This window comes from Clostridium sp. AM34-9AC, from assembly GCF_003480225.1.
Lineage (GTDB): Bacteria > Bacillota > Clostridia > Lachnospirales > Lachnospiraceae > Acetatifactor > Acetatifactor acetigignens.
Map to the genome: position 1 here is coordinate 36,817 of NZ_QUIU01000026.1, position 21,537 is coordinate 58,353.

Here is a 21,537-nt window from a genome sequence, read left to right on the forward strand (position 1 = left end):
GGAGATACAGTCGGTAATATGTTCCTTATCTCAAAAGATCTAAAAACCGTATTATGTGGAGTAAAAATAGAAGAGGAAGAGTTCCTGCTGGTAGTACCGGCTGAGGATAAAGCAACTGCAGATGGCATGATCGACAATGCAGCAAAACAATCACAGGCATTTTCCTGGTGGCTGTTGGAAGTATACAAGGATATCATAAAGGATACTGTGAAATGAGATAAATAATGAAAAATGGGGAGGTTGTGCTTATGATGCAGCAGTTAAGTTTCAGTCCGGTGGAAAACATATTGACAGTCCTGTTCGCAGCGGCAATTCTGGGATATCTTCTGTACCTTCTGGTGCGGAGCTTACGGAACAGGCAACGGGGATATCATACGGTGAACCGTGCAAAAGTCTATAGCAAGGCACAGGCTACCGCTGTGAATCAGCCGGTATATCTGGCAAACGGCACAGTAAATTCCGGAGTAACCGAGGCGGAAAACGTCAAGACTGTCATTTTTGAAAATCTGGAAAAAGAGGGCGAACAGATCACCTTGGAAGTTTCCGACAGAATCTACAGCGAATTGCAGGAAGGCGATTGTGGAAGCCTCAGCTGCCGGGACGGAAAATTAGTGAGCTTCGGGGCGTTACAGAACAGGGACGACAGAGAGCGGAGCTTCCGCGGATAGGGAAGCAGAGAACATAGGAGGGACTTTATGGTGGAAGGCATCTATCGTTTGTTTGACAGTATATGGCGTCTCAGTCTGGTGGGAAGCTATTGTATTTTGTTGGTGATACTGGCCAGATTTTTACTGAAAAAAGCCCCGAAATGGTGTTCCTATCTGCTGTGGGGAATCGTATTTGTGCGGTTATGTTGTCCGGTGCTGCCGGGGACCAGAATCAGTCTGATCCCGGAGCGTCTGTTGACCGTAGGGACGGCGACAACCTCTGCACAGTTGACTGCCGGGAACAGTGCCGGATCAGTTGACAATGAGGGAGTTTATAATGGCAGCCACCGTGGAGACAATACTGTGGATGCCGTGCTGTCCGGGGCGGATAATACGGGAAATCTGAATGCCGGGACTTTAGAAGCCACCGGAAATAGGGAAGGTTCTGCACCAACACTGGGACAGGATGGAAACGTAGAAGGCATGAATGAAATTGGAGATGACGGTGTCGGTGAAATTCAGGCACCGGGTAATGTTACGAATGCCTTGGATGATGGTTACCCGGTGGATAACCGGGATAATGCGGACGGATTTTTGCAAATTTTCCGTGTCCTGTCGATCGCATGGTTACTTGGAATGGCAGGATTTATGGGGTATCATGCTTTTTCCTACCTGCGTATGCGGAACCGGCTTCGCAGACCTGACAGCGGTGTCAGACAGGTGGAACCGGGGATCTGCGAGATCGATGGAGGGCATCTGTCCTTTGTCATGGGACTGATGCATCCGGTGATCTATCTCTCTTCGGGACTGGATCCGGAGAGCAGAAAAGTCGTGTTGTGCCACGAGAGAGTGCATTTGCAGCGCAGGGATTACCTTTTCAAACCGGCAGCTCTGCTGATCTGCTGTGTGCATTGGTTTAACCCGTTGGTATGGCTGGCATTTTATCTGATGAACATGGATTGTGAGATGTCCTGCGATGAAAAAGTTGTGAAGCTTCTCGGCGAGGAGAGCAAGAAGATCTATTCCTATACATTGCTGGAGGAGGCTTCCGGCGGAGAGTGGAAGCGTTATCGGGGCGGTTCCATCTGCGCACTGCTTTCTTTTGGCGAAGACCATGTGAAGAATCGTATTCGTCATGTACTGGATTATCGCAAGCCGCCATTCTGGGTCATGATTGGCGCGGCAGCAGTGATCGTGGTACTGGTGGTGTGCCTGTGCAGTAACCCGGGTAGTGGAACGGATGCAGCGGATGTTGCAAATGCGGATAGCGGTGCAGAGACTGAGGCAGATGCGGCGCTGGCAACCGACGGGGCAGATGCAACCGAGGAAGCTGCAACAGGGGAGTTTGCGACGGATGAAGTGGATTATGAGGCTGCCAAAACGGAATGGCTGACGGTATTTGAGCAGGGTATCCACAGCAGGGAAGAGTTCAGTGCCCTGTTTGATGTGACTGCCTTGGAGGATGCCCAGTCTTTTGCCGGACAGGACGGCATCCAATATCTTGGCTACAATGGTGTTGCGGCGCGGAAACTGCATCAGCGGATTTTAGACGGAGATGCCGCTGCCCATGAGACCTACAAGGATCCGGTGAAGGCTGCGGAAGCTCTGCTGAATCTACAGGGTGGCAGCGGGGAAATGACGGAACTGCTTTATGAGCCGGGAATGCAGTATTATTTTTATCAGGAGGATCCGAATCGTCCCGGGGAGGGAGCAGTGGCGAATGTACAGTATACCTTTGCCGATGGCACTGCTATAGACATTCCGATGGTATTTGCGGAGGAGAGCAGTCAGATCTGGCTGCTGTCACTGGGAGATATCGACAGTATAGGCAGGCATTCTACCGGTCCTCTGGACGGAGAAAATCAGGCCAGAGTGGTCTATGCGGAATACGGACCCAGGGATGAAGATTGGGCTACCGTGGCAGAACTGTCGAAAAAATGGGTGTATGTAAAGGTATCCCCCGGATCTTTTGCGGATGTTGCTGCTACTTATCAGGTTTCCAGCTACGGTATTTATGCGGCCACCGGGGAGGAAGCCGGACTGAACTGTATGGTTCCGGGATATATAGCCCCGGGATGTGCGGCACAGGGACGGTCCACGGTTTATCAAAATATGGGAAAATATTATACGTCTGACAGTTACAGTCAGGAGATGGCTTATCTGAAGCAACAGGATAGTGTCCGATTGTACTATTTTGCAGCTTCTGATTATCAGGAGGGAGATCTGGACATCTGGATCGACACGATCCGGGAATATGATACTTCGGGACAGACCGGAGAAAACGGGGTCACGGACTGGAAGCTGCCGTCGAAGGCACAGGATTTCTCCGCAGATACACTTACGGCGGAGGATGGCTATTGGATCCTGAGTCAGAGCAGCGGAACCGCCCAGAGGAAACTTCCGCTTCTGTCCAATCAGCCGGTCTGGAACGGGAAGGTGGCGGCAGATCTGACGACAGAGGAAGCGGATGCTTATGCAGCAGCACAGAGACGGGATATTATGACGAATGTGGGAGTTGTATTCGATCTGTCTGAGCGAGCGGAGCAGGAGACTTATGCCCTGTTGGATCTGGACGGAGACGGAACCGCAGAGAAACTTCTGCTGCGTTCGAGAATGGCACAGGTAGTAAACGAAGTGGATCATTCGCCGCTGGATCAATATATATTTGCGGTGAATACCATGCAAGGCGAGACACGGACGGCACAGAATCTGGGGAACAGCATTTACGCTTTCAGTCCCGATGGCGGACAGATCCTGTTGGCGCTGATGCGAAGGGACGAGTTCGGACAGTACGAGAGTTTCCTGTTCCGCTATGAGAACGGGGAATTACAGGAGGTAGGAAGCTTCGCACAGGATATCCGGGAGATCTGGGTGGAAAACGGCCAGATTATTACCACTCAGAGCTATGATTATATTCTGCAAAGAGAAAATTTGCGGATCGTATACCGCATTGGAAGTGACGGAAAACTGGCGGAACTTCCGGCAGACCGCTATGATCTGCCGGAGCAGTCGACCCTGCACGGGATCAGAAAAGATCTGGAAGTCTATCGGACTCCGGACGCAGGCAGTGAACGCTTTACCATCAACGCAGATCACGGAGTCTATTTCCTTTATCTGGATGCCGGCAGGCAGTGGCTCTGCGTGGAGACCGAGAATGGTGTCACCGGGTGGCTTAAGCTGGCGGATTATACGGCGGAAGAGGCATGGGATACTTTCAATGATCTGATGCCGAATGGGGGATGAGAACAATTTATACTGGATACATTTGATAAAAATGAAAAAAGTTTCCGGTATAAGAGAAACTTTTACTTTTGTAGGAAAAAATAGACATTGACAAAAATGGTTTACAGGATGTAACATAAAAGTGTTACAACTTGTAAACCATTTTGCATAATAAGACTTAACGGATGCCACAGAGGGCAGAAAGTGTGGAATTGCAATGTCGGAATATACTATGGGCGCCATCGAAATGCGTTTTGCAGAGATTATCTGGGAGCATGAGCCGGTCTCTTCCGGGGAACTGGTGAAACTATGCGAGCAGGAGTTGAACTGGAAGAAATCCACAACTTATACAGTCCTGCGGCGCCTCTGCCAGAAGGGGATTTTTACCAGCGAGAACGGAACCGTAACTTCGTTACTGTCGAGGCAGATGTTTCAGGCGAGACAGAGTGAGGAGATCATCGAAGAGTCCTTTGCGGGATCCCTGCCTGCTTTTGTGGCGGCGTTTACCTCCCGGAAAAAGTTGTCTACGAAAGAGATCAAAGAACTGAAGAAGATCATAGAAAATAACGGGGAAGAAAAGGAATGACAGGGATGGCAATGATGCAGATACTGATCAGAATGAGCATTCAGGGAAGCATCATCGTAGGAATCGTATGGATCCTCAGAATGGTATTTAGAGGACTGCGGATCTCCTACCGCTACTGTGTGCTGTTGTGGGGAATCGCCTTTTTCTATCTCATATTTCCCTGGAAGATCGAGAATGAGCATGGATTTTGGTGGGCACAGCCGGAGTCGATGGTAGAGGCGGTGAGCACGGATGGACCGACAGTGGTGACGGGACTTGGGACGGGCATTGTGTTGGGGCAAAGTGCTGTGCCGGAGCAAAATGTTACACCTGGACAGAGTACCTTGCCGGAACAGGTGAACGGAACAGATGCGACGACCGTGCAGGGTACGAATTTCGAAGCGGGATCGAACGAGCTCCCTGTGACGGCTGCACAGTCCAACGGCACAGCAGTCATGCCTTTCCTATCGGCCGCCTTTACACAGGTGATATTTGCAGTCAGATACCTGTGGCTGGCAGGAATCCCCTGCTTTCTCGCGTATTTTATTTTTTCGTATATAAGAATGAAACGCCGTCTGGCGGAATGTCTCCCCGGAGAGGAGGGCGTACGTTACGTGGACGGCATCCGCACGCCGATGGTATTCGGAATTCTGCGGCCGCAGATTTATCTGCCGGTGGAGATGAAGCCGGAATTTTATGACTGTGTATTGCAGCATGAGCGGATCCATCTGCACCGCCGGGACTATCTGTGGAAAATACTGGCCTATCTGATTAGCATTGTGCATTGGATGAATCCGGTGGTCTGGCTGGCATATTATCTGCTGTGCTGTGATATAGAAAAAGCCTGTGATGAAGCAGTGACGGAACATCTGGAGCCGGAGGACCGACAGGAATATGCCGCCGTACTGCTATCCATGGCAACCGATACGACCGCACGCAGGATATTTGCAGCACCGGTGTGTTTTGATGAAGGTGACATCCGGGGCAGGATCCGGCATATTTTAAAATGCCGTAAGACCGCAGGGAAGCTTGCGGCGCTGGCAGTGGAACTGTGTATCATTGCAGCACTGGTACTGCTCACACAGAAAAGTGCGGTTTCTTCTCAGAAAACATCGGAAGACTTCACAGAAATGGTGACAACGGAAGAAACAGGACAAGTACAGGAACAGAATCTGCCAACAATTTACATACAGCAGGAAGAGGAACTGCAAGCTCCCAGTCCTTTTCGTATTGAAAACTATTATATCACTGAGCGGGTCACTGCCTATAATCATTATTATATTGATAATGATGGTATTCTCTGGGGGAACGGTTATAATGAGAATGGTCAGTTGGGAACAGGCAGTTACGAGACGGATTTTGACAAGGGGCAGTTTGATGATGTGAGGATTGCAGATCATGTGGTTTCCGTAGATGCCGATTGGAATAATAATTTCTGCATTTATCTGACGGAGGATGGAAACCTCTACGGACTGGGATTAAATATGGCAGGACTTTTGTTGGGAAAAGACACTGTGAAGCAGGTATATAGCGACATGGATAACGACAGGGTATGTACTCCCACACTGTTAATGAAAAATGTCAGATATGCCAGAGCCGGCAGGGAAGCCATTATCGTACTCAAGGAAGATGGAGCCGTATATTGGTGGGGACAGCTTCGGACGACAAGCAGCACGACCGTTGGGGGATATGATGAATACTGGTCAGTAACAGAGAATCCGTTGAATCTGGTAAAAATGATGTATCTGGAACCACATAAAGTTCTGGATCATTGTATCTATGTGGACATCAATGCGTGGAATGGAGCGGCAATCACGGAAGACGGAGAATTATATCTTTGGGGATTAAATATCTTTGGACAGTGCGGTGTTTCTAAGAGTGAGAATGTTCATGACTTTGTCAGAGAACCCAAAAAGGTACTGGATAAGGTCAGTATGGTATGGCTGGGTGGAATCCGGCACAGCGATGATGCCCGCACCTTTGATGCAGATATCTCTGCTATTCGATATGGATATAATAATTTTGCCTTATTGGAAGATGGTACGTTGTTGGGAGCAGGAGAAAATCTTGGCAAGGATTCTGTGACCACAGTGATGGAGGGGGATCTGGATGAGGCAGGATCGCACCGCTGCTCCTTTTCCTTTGTGCCGGTGAAGGCAGTGGTCTATTCCCTGGAGTATAATCGAGAGGTCCTGTCAAGGATGCAATGGGGAATGCGAAGAGACGAAGTACGGACATTGTGTACCGATGCCGGATTGCAATGCGATGTCGCCAGTGAGGATGCGAGTCTCTATATAGAGAACAGCAAATACTATTGTTATTTTGACGAGAACGGTGGATTAGACAGGATACAGATTCAGGCCGGCAGCAGCCGGGATGGGAGATTCCTTGTCGGTAAGACAATGTTGGAGGAATTACAGCAAAACATCGCGGATGCCGATGGTACATTGACACTGGTGAAGTCTGTTGAGGAAGCTTCCTGGGAACGTTGGCAGTATGAGGACACACAGGAGCAGATTCGATATTACTTTACCGTATATGAAGGTATTGTTACTGTTATAGAAGAGGAACAGATGATCAATGAAGAAGCTACGAAGTAGCGGTTTCGCGAATGGGGTTCTGAATAGTTACGAGAATTTTAAGCAGTAAGGGAGATTATCATGAAAAAACAATACAGATTAGCAACATTTGCACTGTCCGCCTGCCTGTTAATGGCATGTGGCGCCCGGGAGACCAATGCACCGGAGAACAACGAAGCGGAGAAACAAACCGAAAATATTTCCAATACAGACACTAAAATAGATGAGACAGAGACTTCCGGAGCTCTCACAGAGTCAGAATCCCGGGAAACACCCATTGCACCGAAAGAAATTACGATAGATTTCACCGGAGTATCGGAATTTCACCCGGAAGGAACTGCGGCGCAGCCCTATTCCCTGGAAATCCTTTCCGAGACGTATAACAATATTACTTTTGCTGATGAATGGTACAATGCAACGGAAGATGTTTCCCTTCCCATGATCGGAGAAAACTGGGACTGCTTCTATGATGAAAATTATACCTATCAGTGGGAGGATGGAAAACTCAGCATTTTTGATGGCGAGAACTGTCTGTACGTGCTGGAATATCCGACAGACAAATGGTACGTCAACGGTAATAATGCCTGTCTTGAGAACGGAATTTTTTACGGGGCTTCGGTAATGAACGGTTATGCGCAGCCGGACAGCTGCTTTATGTTTGCCTATGATCTGGAAAATGAGAAACTGCTGTGGCGAAGTGCCGACCAGACTTATAACAGCATGAATTTTCTCGTGAAAGGGGACGTGATCTTCTGCGGCTATGGATTTACCGCAGAGGACGATTATCTCTATCAGCTGGATAAAAACACCGGAGAAGTGATCGATCGCCTGCCTCTGAAAAAAATGCCGGATCTCATGGCAGAGAAGGACGGCCGGTTGTATGTGCATACCTATAGTTATGATTATGTGATCCAGGTATTTTAAATTGAAAATATCAAAATAATTGATATCGGTCGACTATCTTATCATTAAATATTGCATGTGCAATAAAAATATGATATTTTAAAAATGTAACATAAAAAGAGTTACATTTTTAAAATGGTGACTATATGAAGAATTTTTTGGAAAAAACATTGCGTCAAAATGTGATGATAGAAGAAACTGAATATTTGAATGAGAAGCTGCCTCTAGCCTTTCGTGGAAGATACACTTTTTATAAGGTTGAAACAAACGGTTCACCCTGGATAGCAATTCAACCCAAGGCAGATGTTGGCCTGGCAGTGCTTAGAAAGGACTGGATTAAAATTGAAAAGGCAGCAGGTCTTAATTGTGCCATTTTTTTTGATTCTACATCATTTTATATTAAAGAAAAATTATTGGAAGAGGGAATTCCCTTTGTACTGAAAGATAAGCAGGTGTACTTGCCTTTTATCGGATATTTGCTGTCCAATGAGAATGAAAGGAAAATTTCTCCGGTTCATTTGATTTCATTTTTAACACAAAAAGTTATATTGGTTGCAATATATGAAAAATGGGAAAATGTTACTGCATCAAAAGCTGCAATAAGATTAGGCGTTACGAAAATGTCTGCAAACAGGTGCTTTGATGAAATTGAGTATCTGAATGTGGATATTTTGGGTATGAAGGGTAAATCCAGGGTGATAACTGTTCCAGCGGATATTCAGAAACTGTGGAATGATGTACGGGTCATATTGAGAAACCCTGTGATTGCAAGGTATGAACTAAAAGAGGATATTCAATTGGGAAAAAAGGCAGGAATCACTGCACTATGTGAGTACTCATTACTTTCGGATAATGAATATCCGACTTATGCAATTACCAAAAAAGAAATAACAGAATCCGGAATTAGAAAAATGAAGCAGGTACATTCCGGGGAAGAAATAGGATGCGTTGTTCTGGAACTCGGATACTTTATTGATTTTAAGAATAAGAAACTGGAAGATCCATTGAGTGTGACATTGTCGCTTACAGAGAGCGAGAAACAGGATGAAAGAATTGGTATTTCTATAAAGAGGATGCTGGAGGAATACGTATGGTAAAAGGACTGGATACTTTTAGAAGATACTTTCAGGGATATGAGAACCAATATGTACTTATAGGCGGTGCAGCCTGTGACATTGTATTTGAAAACAGCGAGACAGCGTTTAGAGCAACAAGAGATCTTGACATTGTTTTGATCGTAGAGGCATTGACTCCTGAGTTTGGAGAAAAATTTTGGAATTTTGTTCAAGATGGAAAGTACAGAAATAAGGCAACCAATGGAGAAAAACCGCAGTTCTATAGATTTGACAAGCCAGAGGATGAATCTTTTCCTAAAATGCTTGAATTATTTTGCAGAAATGATTTTGAATTACGAGAGATGACCGGAATCACCCCCATACACATTGATGATACGGTATCAAGTCTGTCAGCAATTCTGCTTAATGACGATTATTACAAGGTGTTGTTAGAAGGAAAAGTTAATGTAAAAGGTCTTTCCGTTCTCCGACCTGAGTGTTTGATTTTGTTCAAGGCGAAAGCATACCTTGATTTGAGACAGAGGAAAGAAAGCGGTGAAACAGTAGATTCCAATGATATCAAAAAGCATAAAAAAGATATTCTTAGAATTGTAACAGAACTTATGCTGGAGAACACAGCAAATCTTCCTGCAACAGTGAAATCGGAGATAGACACTTTCATAAAATTGTTGGAGCAAGAGCCGTTTGATGAGAATTCCTTGAAAAATTATGGGATTGAGAATCAAGAGGTTGTTGCAGTACTTAGAAGAGTATTTGAATAAAAATAACGGAGAGGTGATCGGCTGCTTGCTTCTGAAAAAAGATGCCGGATTTCATGGCAGAGAAGGATGATTGATTGTGTAAAAGGCTTTTGAAAAATCTTGTGGGAGGAGGATTCAGAAAAAGTATGTACAAAGCAAAGATGAGGTGTGTGGCATTATTAATAATTATGTTAAGCATGGTAAGCTGTGGGCAGAATAGACCGGAACAGAATGATACAGAACAGAATACTTCAGAAGTTACCGAGGAGATGACACCTAATACCATAACGACTACAGCTGTATCAAATGAAGAGACTGAACCGGTTGATTTATTGGAAGATTTCAGTTTGGAAAATTTAAAAGGGAAAACCGATCCGGAAGTAATCAGACAGGAATTATCCGTCCTTCCGTTAAATATAGATGAACTCAAAGATTATCCGGTGTATGTCTTGGATTGGCAGTCAAGGGAATGCAGCGGAGCAGAATTGCTGGACGAATTTTACGAGCAGACATCAGAGAATCAACCGGCGCAATTAGTGATTGTACACTATTTAGTGAGTGAGGAATTGGTTACAGCGAGTCAACTATGGAGTTTAAGTTATATAGAATTTGATGGAACGGATTATTTCATGTTTGAAAACGATTCGGAAGACGGCACCTGGAAAGATGATTACAGAGAGATGTATTTCCATTCCCTGAACATAATTAGAAAGCAGCCGGAACAAAGTGAAATTGAACTAATAATGATAGTATTTACGGATCAGGAAGATGTCTCCGATGAAGAAGCGGAACAGTATGTGCAATTGTTATATGATGGGAAGAGACCGGAGAACGTAGAGGTGCGTCCTTTTCTGAATTTACGGAAGACAAGTTAAGTTATACAGTGGGAAGTTGTGGCAGCAGTGCTTGTTTTTTTACCTGTTGGAAAAAGAATGATATTGCGATGACGTGCGAGGGGATTACGAATGAAAACTTTTAAAACAATAGCATTATTGCTTGTAGGTACAGTATCATCTTTGCTGTTAATGGGATGTGGAGAAATAAACACCGGGACGAAAACATCTGCATGGGAGAAAGAGACTGCTACAATTGTGCTGGAAGAACCTAAAACGGAGATTATACTTGGAGATATAGGGGGAGCGTCGACATTACAGGAAGCAATAGCAGATTTTAATAGTAAAAATGACAGAATAACAATCACAATACATGATTATTACGAAGAAAATACAAGCGACGGAATTAGTCGTTTGTATGATGATATTTTGACAGGAAAAGGACCTGATATCATTAGTTTTTCGACAGATGAGATGGATGTGGAAGTGCTTAGAGAAAAGGGCGCAATAGAGAATCTTATTCCCTATCTGGAGAAAAGTGATGTGATTGGGGAAGAGGACATCGTTGATTCTGCGTATCATGTTTTGACAGCGGATGGTGGCTTGTATATGTTGCCAACGAATTTTGTGTTATATACATTGATAACAAAAGAAAAATGGTGCAGGAACAAAGAAAATTTTACCTTCGAGGAAGCCTTGCGGGCCGTTCGGGAATGTGAAGAGGATCCTATGATTTCACGGGATTTATTTTTACAGGAAGGGGCAATCTGCGGAGGATATTCCGGGGAAACGGAAGATAACAGATTGGAACAATATATAAAAATTGCAGAACAATTACCGCAACAGGCGATGTTTCAAACGAATGACCTTTTGATGCGGGAAGGAAAAATTCCATTCAATCTTGAGTGCATAGGTGACATGCAACAATATTTATATAAAAAATCCGTATGGGGTGAGGATGCAGTCTATACAGGATTTCCGGGAGCAGAGGGAAAGGGAAGAATATTTATTTTTGACAACTGTTTCGCCATTAACAGTCAAAGCACGCACAAAGAAGAAGCATGGAAGTTTGTGGAAAGCTATTTTACTGAGGAAGGACAGAAAACGATTGCTCCCAATTGGAATTTCTCAATATTGCAAGATGTGTTGGACCAACAGCTTAGTGATAGCAGAAAGCAGGAATATTATCAGACATCGGATGGAAAAAGAGAGAAACTTCCTATTCTGACATACGAAATTGGCGGTACCTATGAAAATGTTTATGCGGCACAAGATGAGGATATACAGGATGTAAGGGAGATGATAAATAATACGAAGGTAATGCAACGCAGTGACCTTCCTTTCATAGGGATTACGCAGGAAGAGGTGTTGTATTATTTTAACGGAGAAAAAAGTATAGAAGAAACAGCAGCGGCTATAAGGAACAAAATTGATGAAATGCCGAATGCAACAAATGCACAGACAGATAGGGATGCCGTTATCAATATAGGGGATTTTTCAGTTTCCTTATATGAAGGTGAGCAGGAAATATTGGGGAAGTTGGATAAGATGGGGCTGTTGTATGAAAAGGTTGAGGATTCGGATAACAAAAAATATGATTATTATTATAACGTAGGTGATGGGGAAACTCAATTTATACAAGTTTATTTTCTTGAAAAAGAATGTGTCAGAATAAGAATCAGCAGTAATGAAACATTTGCATATACCTCGAGAGGCATATATTCCGGAAATACTTATTCTCAAATGGTCGAACAATATGGAGATTCTTATGAAAAACATACTTATATGGGCAAAGAGAGATATACCATTTATCGTTATGCTTTAGGAGAATGTTTCCATGAATTCGGCATACCGGGGGAAGCAACCGGTGAAATCTATAATATTGATGTTTATGTTTCCGGTCAGATGCCTATCTACGATTATGGAGAAGAGATTGTAGAGGATTAGAAATTTTTTGAAAATATATAAGGCGATGAGACGGACTATAGGGAATGGCTGAATGCAAACGAAGGTAATGTTGAAGAACTGGAGATTCCATATTTTTCATTTACGGAAGAAAATATTGCGAGAGAAGAAAATAGAAGACAATTGGGGGAGAAACAAAAAGATGACCAAAAAGCAGAAAGTAGTATTTGCGGTTGTGGCAGCAGTGCTTGTGCTGGGGATTATTTTGTCTTACATTTTTGGGGCGAGAAATCAACACAGGGACGGTGTGCCCCAGGCGGATCAGATTAAAATCACCGATACCGAGCCGCAGACCCAGGCAGCGGATGTAACACGGGAAGTTGAGACATCGGAACCTCAGACGCACATCTGAAGAAAAAGAGACGACCCACATTCCTATCGAAGCTGGAACCGAAATAAGTGTAGATTTAGATGGAGATGGGAAAGAAGATATAGTGCGTGTTGTAGATAACGGCGATATCGATGGCTTGGCAAAAGATGGTACACGACTCATAGCGAATGTGAATGGCGTAGATACGGCAATAAAGGATTACGAAGGATACGTTTATGGTTCACGTATTACTACCGGTGATCTGTCAGGAGATGGTAAAGCGGATGTATTATTGGAAAGATACATCTTCGGAAGCAATTATGGTGCTACTGAAATTTATATTCTGCATTTAGAGGATAGCGGTTGGGTGGAATATCCATACAGCTTTATACACAATCCCAATATTGATTCAGAACAGCCGGATAAATTCGGAGATGTTAAGATTGATGACAAGCGGCCGATAGACAGTTATATCGGGGCAACCATATTTGAAAAAGACGGAAAAACGATGGTTCGTTTTATCTCATTATAATATGAAGTCGATGACGAAAGCACGGTAAAATGTACAGAGGCATCCTATCGGGAAGATGGGTGGTATATAGAAGATATTAGATTAATTGATAATTATTACGATAAGAGAGAAGAACTATTAGCGCCGCAGGATGATACACTGACGATAAGAGGAGAAGTGGCGGGGAGCGAGAATAGAAAAATAGTATACGAGATAGCAAAAGAATTTTCGGAGGCCTATTTTCAAGGTGATTCGGAAACAATTAAAAAGTATTTAGTGGAAGATTACAGTGGAACACCGGATACTTATGCAGAGTTCCGGGAATCTAAAGGAAAAGAAACTGTTTGTATAAATTGGATAAAAGGATTAGCGGATGTTGGGGATGAAACGGGGGTAACCTACACAGTACAGGCGGAATTTTTGCCGGCAGGAGAAGACTCCTCGTTCTATCTTTTTATGGACTTTGAGAAGCAAGAAAGCGGATGGCGGATAAGGACATACGGATTAGAAAAATAAGAGCTTAAGGAAAGCACAGAAAAATTTAAACTTTTCAATATGCAGTCGACACAGTCAGTGAATTGCCATATTCTAATTATAGAGAGGTCTCCATTAACCTTTGGTAATCAAGCCATAAAGAGATGAACATTAACGAGTGGGAAGATTCGTCTTCCCACATTTTTTAATCCAGTATTATGTGTGCACTAGGGGAAAAACTAATAAAAATGCGTACTTACCGGTTCAGCCACCACACCCCCAGATTCAGATACCCCGCGAACGCAACCCACACCAGATAAGGCAGCATCAGCCATGCGGCAGGCTTCGAGATGCGGTAAAAGGCAACGGTAGTGGCGATGATCAGGATCCACAGAGCGACCAGCCACAAAAAGGCGAAAAGATACCATCCCAGGTTGAAGAACCAGATGGACCAGAAAAAATTAAAGATAAGCTGTACAGCATACAGGGTGAGGGCTTTCGTGTCCTCACCTTTTTGCATGACAACGAGATAAGAGGCGATTCCCATGAGGACGAACAGGATGCTCCACACCACCGGGAAGAGCCACATGGGCGGCGTCAGTGGAGGCTGATTCACTGCTTCAAAGGCTTTCATGCCGTCTTTGGTGATCCAGGCGGATAGTCCGCCTACCGCCAGAGGGATGGCAACGGCAGTGATGAGGTTTTTCCAGTGAATATTGTGAAATTTGTCGGAGAGTTGCATGGGAGCCTCCTTTGAAAATACGATTTTGCATGTGTCAATATCCGCGTATGGTCTGATTAGTATTGTATGAAAATGAGATAAAAATTATGTGTCTGGCTATAAAAAGAGGACAAAAATTTGGGACTATCGGCAAACGGAGGTTTTGGTGTATGATTAAGAGTGTAATAAAGCATTATGACTATCAGCAAAAGGAAATATCCAAGAAAAGGTAATAGGTAACATAGCTATGAGCACAGAACACACACAGGGTTCCCTGACAAAAGAAGCAATCCGGCTGGCGTGGCCGGCGGTCTGCGAATCCTTTTTTATCGCACTGGCGGGTATGGTGGATACTTTTATGGTGAGTACGCTCGGAGCCAATGCGGTGGCAGCGGTAGGGCTGACCACACAGCCGAAGTTCCTGGGGCTGGCACTGTTCATTGCAGCGAATGTGGCAATCTCCGCCCTGGTGGCGAGACGACTTGGAGAGAAGAGGCAGCAGGCGGCCAACGAGATTCTGGTGATGACGATCTGCTTTTGCATTGTGGCAGCGGTGATCATCAGTGCACTGACGGTGGGATTCGCGGATCAGATCATTGAATTCTGCGGATCGAGTGAGGACACGCATGCCATGGCAGCGAGATACTACCGGATCATCATGGGTGGCATGATCTTCAATGTATTGTCCATGGGAATCAATGCGGCACAGCGCGGCGCGGGCAATACGATGATCGCCCTTAGGACGAACCTGATCTCCAATCTGGTGAATATCTGCGGCAATTACCTGCTGATCAACGGCCATTTCGGATTCCCGGCACTGGGAATCACCGGAGCCGCCATTGCTACGGTATTCGGTACGGTAGTGGCATGCGTGATGAGCATCATCTCGATCTGTCCGAAAGAAGGATTTATCAGTATTCCGTATATGATCGAACATCACATCAGACTGCGGTTGGAACCGCTGTTGGAGATCATCAAAGTCGGCTATTCCGTGTTTATTGAGCAGGTATTGATGCGTATCGGATTCATGTCGACTGCTATGATGGCAGCGAAAATGGGTACGGAAGCCATGGCGGCACACCAGGTAGGCATGAATATCCTCGGTCTGACGTTTTCATTCGGTGACGGTATGCAGGTAGCGGCGGTGGCGTTGATCGGCCGGAGTCTGGGCGAACGTGACCCGGAGAAAGCGAAAAGCTATGGAGCTATCTGTAGACGTATCGGTATGGGAATCTCTGTTGCACTGGCGGTTATCTATTTCTTCGGAGGGGAGACCATCTACCGGATGTTCTTTAGAGAAGAAAATATTATTACGTACGGTGTGAATATTATTCATTGCATTTGTATCATTGTCCTGTTCCAGGTGTCTCAGGTCATCTACATGGGTTGCCTGCGCGGTGCGGGAGATACCGCATACACGGCAGTAGCTTCTACGATCAGCGTTACTTTGATCCGTACGGCGGCATCCTATATTTTCGGGTTTACTCTGGGACTGGGAATGACCGGTATCTGGATGGGTATTCTGGCGGATCAGGTATCCAGATTTCTGTTTGCGTCGATTCGGTTCCGACAGGGAAAATGGGTGACAATTAAGATTTAATGAGCGCAGGTAATGAGCTTATGATAATAACAAAACTCCCGGAGCAATATCGCACCGGGAGTTCTTGCGTTCAAATATATGCAATGAGTTACTGTGAGTTCTATTTCGTCTTCAATGTCTTTTTCATAGCAGTGAAAGTCTCTGCACTGATCACATGCTCGATCCGGCAGGCATCCTCAGCAGCCACGGTGGGATCCACGCCGATGGAAGTCAGCCAGTCCGTAAGAAATGTGTGACGTTCATAGATTTTCTCTGCAATTTCCCGCCCCTTATCCAGCAGGGTGATGTAGCCTTCCTTGTCCATTTCAATATATTCCCCATTGCGGAGATTCTTCATAGCTACGCTGACGCTGGGCTTGGACACACCCAGATCGTTGGCAATATCAATGGAACGGACCACACCGTTCTTTTTCTTCAGCACTAAGATCGTTTCCAGATAATTCTCAGCAGATTCCTGTATTTTCATGTAATGACCATACCCTTCCCATACATAGCATTTTGAACCGAAATACCTGCTCTACATGTGGAAACTTAACCATCCGCAGGCATTACAATAAGCATAGCAGAAAAGGGTAGGAAATGCAAGATTTCAACTTAATGAGAAAAAATATCAATAAGAAATTCCTACGAGATTTCTATGAAAAAAATCGAAAAAATATATTGACAGTAAAAAAAGGTTAGTATATACTAACCACGTGAATTGAGAATGAATCTCATTAAGAGCTAATGAGAAACCACAAGCAGTTAAATACTATTGAAGGGAAGGAAGTGTGTATGATGCCCCTGAGTATGGTAGGTGCCGGTGAAGAGAACACGATCCAGAGGATCGGCGGCAAAGAGGAGACGAGGAAGTTTTTAGAGACCCTCGGATTTGTAGTAGGTGGTAAAGTGACAGTTGTGTCCCAGACCGAAGGCAACCTGATTGTGAATATCAAGGAATCCAGAGTAGCCATCGGCAAGGATATGGCCAATAAAATCATGGTGTAGCGGGCAGCTGTACCAAAAGATGCTAATAGGAGGAGAAAATGAAGACATTGAAGGAAGTTCCCTGCGGACAGACCGTAAAGGTAACCAAACTGAATGGTGAAGGTCCTGTCAAGAGACGTATCATGGACATGGGCATTACCAAAGGTGTTGAGATCTATGTGAGAAAGGTTGCTCCTTTGGGAGATCCCGTGGAAGTAACTGTCAGAGGCTATGAGCTGTCTCTTCGTAAGGCAGACGCTGAGATGATTTGCGTTGAGTAAATGATCTTTTTTTTAACAGGAAGGTTAGCTGGAACTAATTAGTGAAGGCTAATCACATGAGCAAAAGGAAAGTCTCGAAGAGACGATTTTGTGAATGAGGCTCTGAATAGTTATGAGAAGTATGATTTTAGAGGAAAGAGGTAGAAAAATGGCAATTAAGATTGCACTTGCAGGTAACCCTAACTGCGGTAAAACAACACTTTTCAACGCTCTGACCGGTTCCAACCAGTTCGTAGGTAACTGGCCCGGCGTAACCGTTGAGAAAAAGGAAGGTAAATTAAAGAAACAGTACGGCGGTAACGGTGATGACGTGATCATCATGGACTTACCCGGTATTTATTCCCTGTCTCCGTATACTCTGGAGGAAGTGGTAGCACGTAACTACCTGATCGGTGAGAGACCCGATGCAATCCTGAACCTGGTAGACGGTACCAACATCGAGCGTAACTTATATCTGAGCACACAGCTGATGGAACTGGGTATCCCCGTTGTCATGGCTGTCAACATGATCGATATCGTGAACAAGAACGGCGACAAGATCAACGTAGGCAAGCTTTCTGAGAAGCTGGGCTGCCCCGTTGTTGAGATCTCCGCTCTGAAACTGACCGGTATCGAGAACGCTACCAAAAAAGCGATCGAACTGGCACAGAAGAAGAGTGCAGCAGCTGCGGTACATAAATTCGCACCTGAGGTTGAGAGCGTGATCGAGACCGTAGAGAAGAAACTGACCGATGTTCCCGAGGAACAGAAGAGATTCTTCGCTATCAAGCTGTTAGAGAAGGATGACAAGATCCAGGCACAGATGAAGAGCGTTCCCGATGTATCCGCAGAGATCAAGCAGTTGGAAACTGTTATGGATGATGACACTGAGAGTATCATCACCAACGAGAGATACACATACATCTCCTCTATCATCAAAGAATGTTATACCAAGAAAGAAGGTCAGAAGTTAACGACTTCTGATAAGATCGATAAAATCGTGACCAACAGATGGCTGGCACTGCCGATCTTCGCAGTGGTTATGTTCATCGTATATTATGTATCCGTAACTACCGTCGGTACCTGGGCTACCGACTGGGCAAACGATGGCGTATTCGGTGATGGCTGGCATCTGTTCACCATCGGAACCGGTGCTTATGAAGAAGCAGCCGAGCCTTATGACGATGCAATGAATGTGATCAACGCATTCGTAGAAGCTGACGGCGATGAAGCTCTGGCAGCAGTCATCGACAGCGAGTCTGAGGACTATGATCCCGCAGCAGCAGTAGCAGCTGTTCAGGAGTTCGCGGCAGGCATCGATGCATCCGCTACCGCAGAGTATACTCTGGAAGATGAAGAGACTCTGGCAACCGAGGATGTTACTTACACCGGTGCTGAGCTGGCAGAGGCAGTTGATGTATACGTAGCAGACGGCGGAGAAGCTCCCGATCCCGCAGACTACGGTATCTGGGTACCCGGTATCCCCGTACTGTTAGAGTCCGGTCTGGATGCGATCGGATGTGCCGACTGGCTGAAAGGACTGATCCTTGACGGTATTGTAGCCGGTGTCGGTGCAGTGCTTGGTTTCGTACCTCAGATGCTGGTACTGTTTATCTTCCTGGCATTCCTGGAGTCCTGTGGTTACATGGCACGTATCGCCTTCATCATGGACCGTATCTTCCGTAAGTTCGGTCTGTCCGGTAAATCCTTCATTCCTATGCTGATCGGTTCCGGATGTGGTGTTCCCGGTATCATGGCTTCCCGTACCATCGAGAACGACAGAGACCGTAAGATGACAATTATGACTACCACATTTATTCCTTGTGGTGCTAAGCTTCCTTTCATCGCCATGGTAGCAGGTGCTATCTTCGGCGGCGCAGCATGGGTTGCTCCTTCCGCATACTTCCTGGGAATCGCAGCAATCATCTGCTCCGGTATTATCCTGAAGAAGACCAAGATCTTCGAGGGCGATCCTGCTCCTTTCGTTATGGAGCTTCCTGCTTACCACTGGCCTACCGTAGGTACGGTACTGCGCAGCATGTGGGAGCGTGGCTGGTCCTTCATCAAGAAGGCAGGTACCATCATCCTTCTGTCCACCATCGTTGTATGGTTTACTACTTACTTCGGATTCACCGAGGACGGCTTCCGTATGCTGGCTGAGGATGAGATCGATATGAGTATCCTGGGCAAGATCGGTCAGTGCCTGGCATGGATCTTCATCCCTCAGGGCTTCGGTAACTGGCAGGCAACTGTTGCATCCATCACCGGTCTGGTAGCTAAGGAGAATATCGTAGGTACTATGGGTATCCTCTACAGCGCAGGCGAGGGTTCCATATATGCTAACATGGCATCTCACTTTACTGCAGCAAGCGGTTATGCTTTCCTGGCATTCAACCTGCTGTGCGCACCTTGTTTCGCAGCAATGGGTGCGATCAAGCGTGAGATGAACAACACCAGATGGTTCTGGATCGCAGTTGGTTATCAGTGTGGTCTGGCATATGTGGTATCCCTGTGTGTAAACCAGATCGGCAGCCTGATCCTTAACGGCTCTTTCGGTATCGGAACTGTTGTAGCATTCCTTCTGATCATCGGCTTCATTTATCTGCTCTTCCGCCCTTACAAGGAGAGCACCACTCTGAAGGTTGACACCGAGAAGGCTGCATAAGTAAAATAAATGATAGAACTTTCCCACAGGTGTCCGGCGTGACTGCTTGCAGGCAAAGCCAGATACCTGTGAGAGAAGTAAACAGATAGAAACGTAACATTACTTGCGGATCTTCGATAAGAGGATCCGCAGGATTTCAAAATAAGAGTAAGGAGGCAGTCTATGGGAACCGTAGTTGTATTGGCGATACTGGCCGGTGTAGTCGCATTGATTGTCCGCAAAATGATAAAAGACAAAAAGAATGGAAAATCTATTCAGTGCGGTGGCGATTGCAGCCACTGCGGAGGTCATTGTGGACACTAAGGAACAGGTAAGCTATCAGACCACGAAAATGCAGAGAGAGATCATATTGACCAAGCTGAAAGAAAAAGGCTGCCGTATTACGAAGCAGCGTCTCCGGCTGATTGATATTATCCTCCAGAATGAATGCTCCAGCTGTAAGGAAATCTTCTACCGGGCATTGGAAGAGGATGACAAGCTGGGAGTTGCAACCGTATACCGCATGGTCAACCTGTTAGAAGAGATCGGTGCTATCAGCCGTAAGAACATGTATAAGGTAGCTTACTCTGAAAATTGTATGATGGAAAATGCCTGCACCATTGAGTTGGATGACGGTTCGATACATCATCTTTCAGCAAAAAAATGGAATTCCGTGATCCGGGCGGGACTGAAGTCCTGCGGTTACCTCGTAGACCAGAGGGTGAGTAACGTGACGATCAGGCCGTGTGAGTGTGCGGAACAGGTATGTTAAGACAAGAGTATAATAAGTAGAAAGTAAACCGGTGTGAGGGGCAGGCGGTCTGGAGAGACAGCACTGCTTCCTATACCGGTTTTACTTATACGGGTGGCAGGAAAATATTAATCTGCATGAAATTTTGACAGATATTGTAGCAAAGATACTTCTGAGAGGAGTATATTTTTTTGAAAGAAAAACAATAAGGAGAGTGAAAAAATGGGAACTTATATTATATGCGGTATATTAGTAATAGTAGTTATTGCGGCGTTGCTGGGATCCAAAAAGCACTTCAAGGGAGAAGGCGGATGCTGTGGCGGAGGCGGAGATGTGAAGATCAAGCCGAAACACTTAGACACCATCGTAGCAACGAAAAAGCTTCAGATCGAAGGAATGTCCTGTGTGAACTGCCAGAATCGCATTGAGAATGCCCTCAATGGCATGGCCCAGGTCAATGCTAAGGCAAGCTTTAAGAAAGGCGAAGCAATCGTAAAACTCGGCGCAGATGTTCCCGAAGAGGAACTGCGCGAGGCTGTGGAGAAACTGGGATACAAAGTTACTTCCATTGAATTGATGTAAATTGAGAGTTAGTGAAATACATTGGCAAAATCCACGAACTCCCGGAGCATGCGATACACATGTCTCGATGTAAGGTCTCCCGGTGGGAATTTTCTGACGAAAAGTGAGTAGCGGTTCTAAACCGCACGGGCACGGCTCCAGTTGCCATCCATGGCAACGTCCGCCTGTCGCGAACGTCCTGTTCGCTC

At 45.5% G+C, this 21,537-nt stretch carries 22 protein-coding genes; 20 read left to right on the plus strand and 2 right to left on the minus strand.

Going from position 1 to position 21,537, the window contains the following annotated elements; genetic code table 11:
- The first annotated feature begins 18 nt into the window (after positions 1-18).
- From DW835_RS14360 to DW835_RS14420, 13 genes are all read left to right on the plus strand, one after another.
- Complete coding sequence (locus DW835_RS14360) at positions 19-216, plus strand: hypothetical protein (RefSeq protein ID WP_118669437.1); 198 nt, start codon at positions 19-21, stop codon at positions 214-216.
- A 32-nt stretch (positions 217-248) separates the two neighbouring features.
- Entirely contained in the window at positions 249-668 is a 420-nt protein-coding gene (locus DW835_RS14365) for a DUF2500 family protein (RefSeq protein WP_172594684.1), read from the plus strand.
- 27 nt (positions 669-695) lie between these two features.
- Positions 696-3,890: a M56 family metallopeptidase gene (locus DW835_RS14370; RefSeq protein WP_118669438.1), complete on the plus strand. Its 3,195-nt coding sequence runs from the start codon at positions 696-698 to the stop codon at positions 3,888-3,890.
- A 196-nt stretch (positions 3,891-4,086) separates the two neighbouring features.
- Positions 4,087-4,455 (plus strand): BlaI/MecI/CopY family transcriptional regulator, encoded by a 369-nt coding sequence (locus tag DW835_RS14375; protein ID WP_117466619.1) that lies wholly within the window; start codon positions 4,087-4,089, stop codon positions 4,453-4,455.
- Positions 4,452-7,034, plus strand: a complete 2,583-nt coding sequence (locus DW835_RS14380) for a M56 family metallopeptidase (protein WP_118669439.1) — start codon at positions 4,452-4,454, stop codon at positions 7,032-7,034. Before DW835_RS14375 ends, DW835_RS14380 begins: the two co-directional genes overlap by 4 nt.
- Positions 7,035-7,094: 60 nt before the next feature.
- A complete protein-coding gene (locus DW835_RS14385) occupies positions 7,095-7,937 on the plus strand; it encodes a hypothetical protein (protein ID WP_118669440.1) in 843 nt (280 codons plus the stop codon).
- 164 nt (positions 7,938-8,101) lie between these two features.
- The gene (locus tag DW835_RS14390) at positions 8,102-9,013 is read left to right on the plus strand and encodes a hypothetical protein (RefSeq protein ID WP_347559386.1); all 912 of its coding nucleotides are present in this window, start codon (positions 8,102-8,104) and stop codon (positions 9,011-9,013) included.
- Positions 9,007-9,753, plus strand: coding sequence for a hypothetical protein (locus tag DW835_RS14395; protein WP_118548116.1), 747 nt, complete (start codon positions 9,007-9,009; stop codon positions 9,751-9,753). Before DW835_RS14390 ends, DW835_RS14395 begins: the two co-directional genes overlap by 7 nt.
- Positions 9,754-9,878: 125 nt before the next feature.
- Complete coding sequence (locus DW835_RS14400) at positions 9,879-10,607, plus strand: hypothetical protein (protein WP_118548114.1); 729 nt, start codon at positions 9,879-9,881, stop codon at positions 10,605-10,607.
- Between the two features lie 90 nt (positions 10,608-10,697).
- A complete protein-coding gene (locus tag DW835_RS14405) occupies positions 10,698-12,512 on the plus strand; it encodes an extracellular solute-binding protein (protein ID WP_118731332.1) in 1,815 nt (604 codons plus the stop codon).
- A gap of 160 nt (positions 12,513-12,672) precedes the next feature.
- Positions 12,673-12,882 carry a hypothetical protein gene (locus DW835_RS14410; protein ID WP_118669443.1) on the plus strand — a complete coding sequence of 70 codons (210 nt, stop codon included), beginning with the start codon at positions 12,673-12,675 and terminating at the stop codon, positions 12,880-12,882.
- Positions 12,851-13,372, plus strand: coding sequence for a VCBS repeat-containing protein (locus DW835_RS14415; RefSeq protein ID WP_147353732.1), 522 nt, complete (start codon positions 12,851-12,853; stop codon positions 13,370-13,372). Before DW835_RS14410 ends, DW835_RS14415 begins: the two co-directional genes overlap by 32 nt.
- Positions 13,373-13,528: 156 nt before the next feature.
- On the plus strand, positions 13,529-13,867 hold the full coding sequence (locus DW835_RS14420; protein ID WP_118669445.1) for a hypothetical protein: 339 nt from the start codon (positions 13,529-13,531) through the stop codon (positions 13,865-13,867).
- A 214-nt stretch (positions 13,868-14,081) separates the two neighbouring features.
- Here DW835_RS14420 and DW835_RS14425 read toward each other — a convergent pair whose 3' ends face one another.
- Positions 14,082-14,567, minus strand: a complete 486-nt coding sequence (locus tag DW835_RS14425) for a TspO/MBR family protein (RefSeq protein WP_118669446.1) — start codon at positions 14,565-14,567, stop codon at positions 14,082-14,084.
- Positions 14,568-14,793: 226 nt separating this feature from the next.
- On the opposite strand from DW835_RS14425, the gene DW835_RS14430 reads away from it, so the two are divergent.
- Positions 14,794-16,146: an MATE family efflux transporter gene (locus DW835_RS14430; RefSeq protein ID WP_117466610.1), complete on the plus strand. Its 1,353-nt coding sequence runs from the start codon at positions 14,794-14,796 to the stop codon at positions 16,144-16,146.
- A 100-nt stretch (positions 16,147-16,246) separates the two neighbouring features.
- Here DW835_RS14430 and DW835_RS14435 read toward each other — a convergent pair whose 3' ends face one another.
- Positions 16,247-16,612, minus strand: coding sequence for a metal-dependent transcriptional regulator (locus DW835_RS14435; protein WP_022154453.1), 366 nt, complete (start codon positions 16,610-16,612; stop codon positions 16,247-16,249).
- Between the two features lie 308 nt (positions 16,613-16,920).
- Here DW835_RS14435 and DW835_RS14440 point away from each other — a divergent pair, with 308 nt between their 5' ends.
- The 6 genes from DW835_RS14440 to DW835_RS14465 all read left to right on the plus strand — a co-directional run bounded on the left by DW835_RS14440 (position 16,921) and on the right by DW835_RS14465 (position 21,349).
- The gene (locus DW835_RS14440) at positions 16,921-17,133 is read left to right on the plus strand and encodes a FeoA family protein (protein WP_118669447.1); all 213 of its coding nucleotides are present in this window, start codon (positions 16,921-16,923) and stop codon (positions 17,131-17,133) included.
- Between the two features lie 38 nt (positions 17,134-17,171).
- A complete protein-coding gene (locus tag DW835_RS14445; protein ID WP_022154451.1) occupies positions 17,172-17,393 on the plus strand; it encodes a FeoA family protein in 222 nt (73 codons plus the stop codon).
- A 148-nt stretch (positions 17,394-17,541) separates the two neighbouring features.
- Complete coding sequence (locus DW835_RS14450) at positions 17,542-20,037, plus strand: FeoB small GTPase domain-containing protein (RefSeq protein ID WP_118669448.1); 2,496 nt, start codon at positions 17,542-17,544, stop codon at positions 20,035-20,037.
- 162 nt (positions 20,038-20,199) lie between these two features.
- Positions 20,200-20,340, plus strand: coding sequence for a FeoB-associated Cys-rich membrane protein (locus DW835_RS14455; protein WP_022154449.1), 141 nt, complete (start codon positions 20,200-20,202; stop codon positions 20,338-20,340).
- The gene (locus DW835_RS14460; RefSeq protein ID WP_347559387.1) at positions 20,279-20,788 is read left to right on the plus strand and encodes a transcriptional repressor; all 510 of its coding nucleotides are present in this window, start codon (positions 20,279-20,281) and stop codon (positions 20,786-20,788) included. Before DW835_RS14455 ends, DW835_RS14460 begins: the two co-directional genes overlap by 62 nt.
- 201 nt (positions 20,789-20,989) lie before the next feature.
- A complete protein-coding gene (locus DW835_RS14465; protein ID WP_118669449.1) occupies positions 20,990-21,349 on the plus strand; it encodes a heavy metal-associated domain-containing protein in 360 nt (119 codons plus the stop codon).
- The last annotated feature ends 188 nt before the right edge of the window (positions 21,350-21,537 follow it).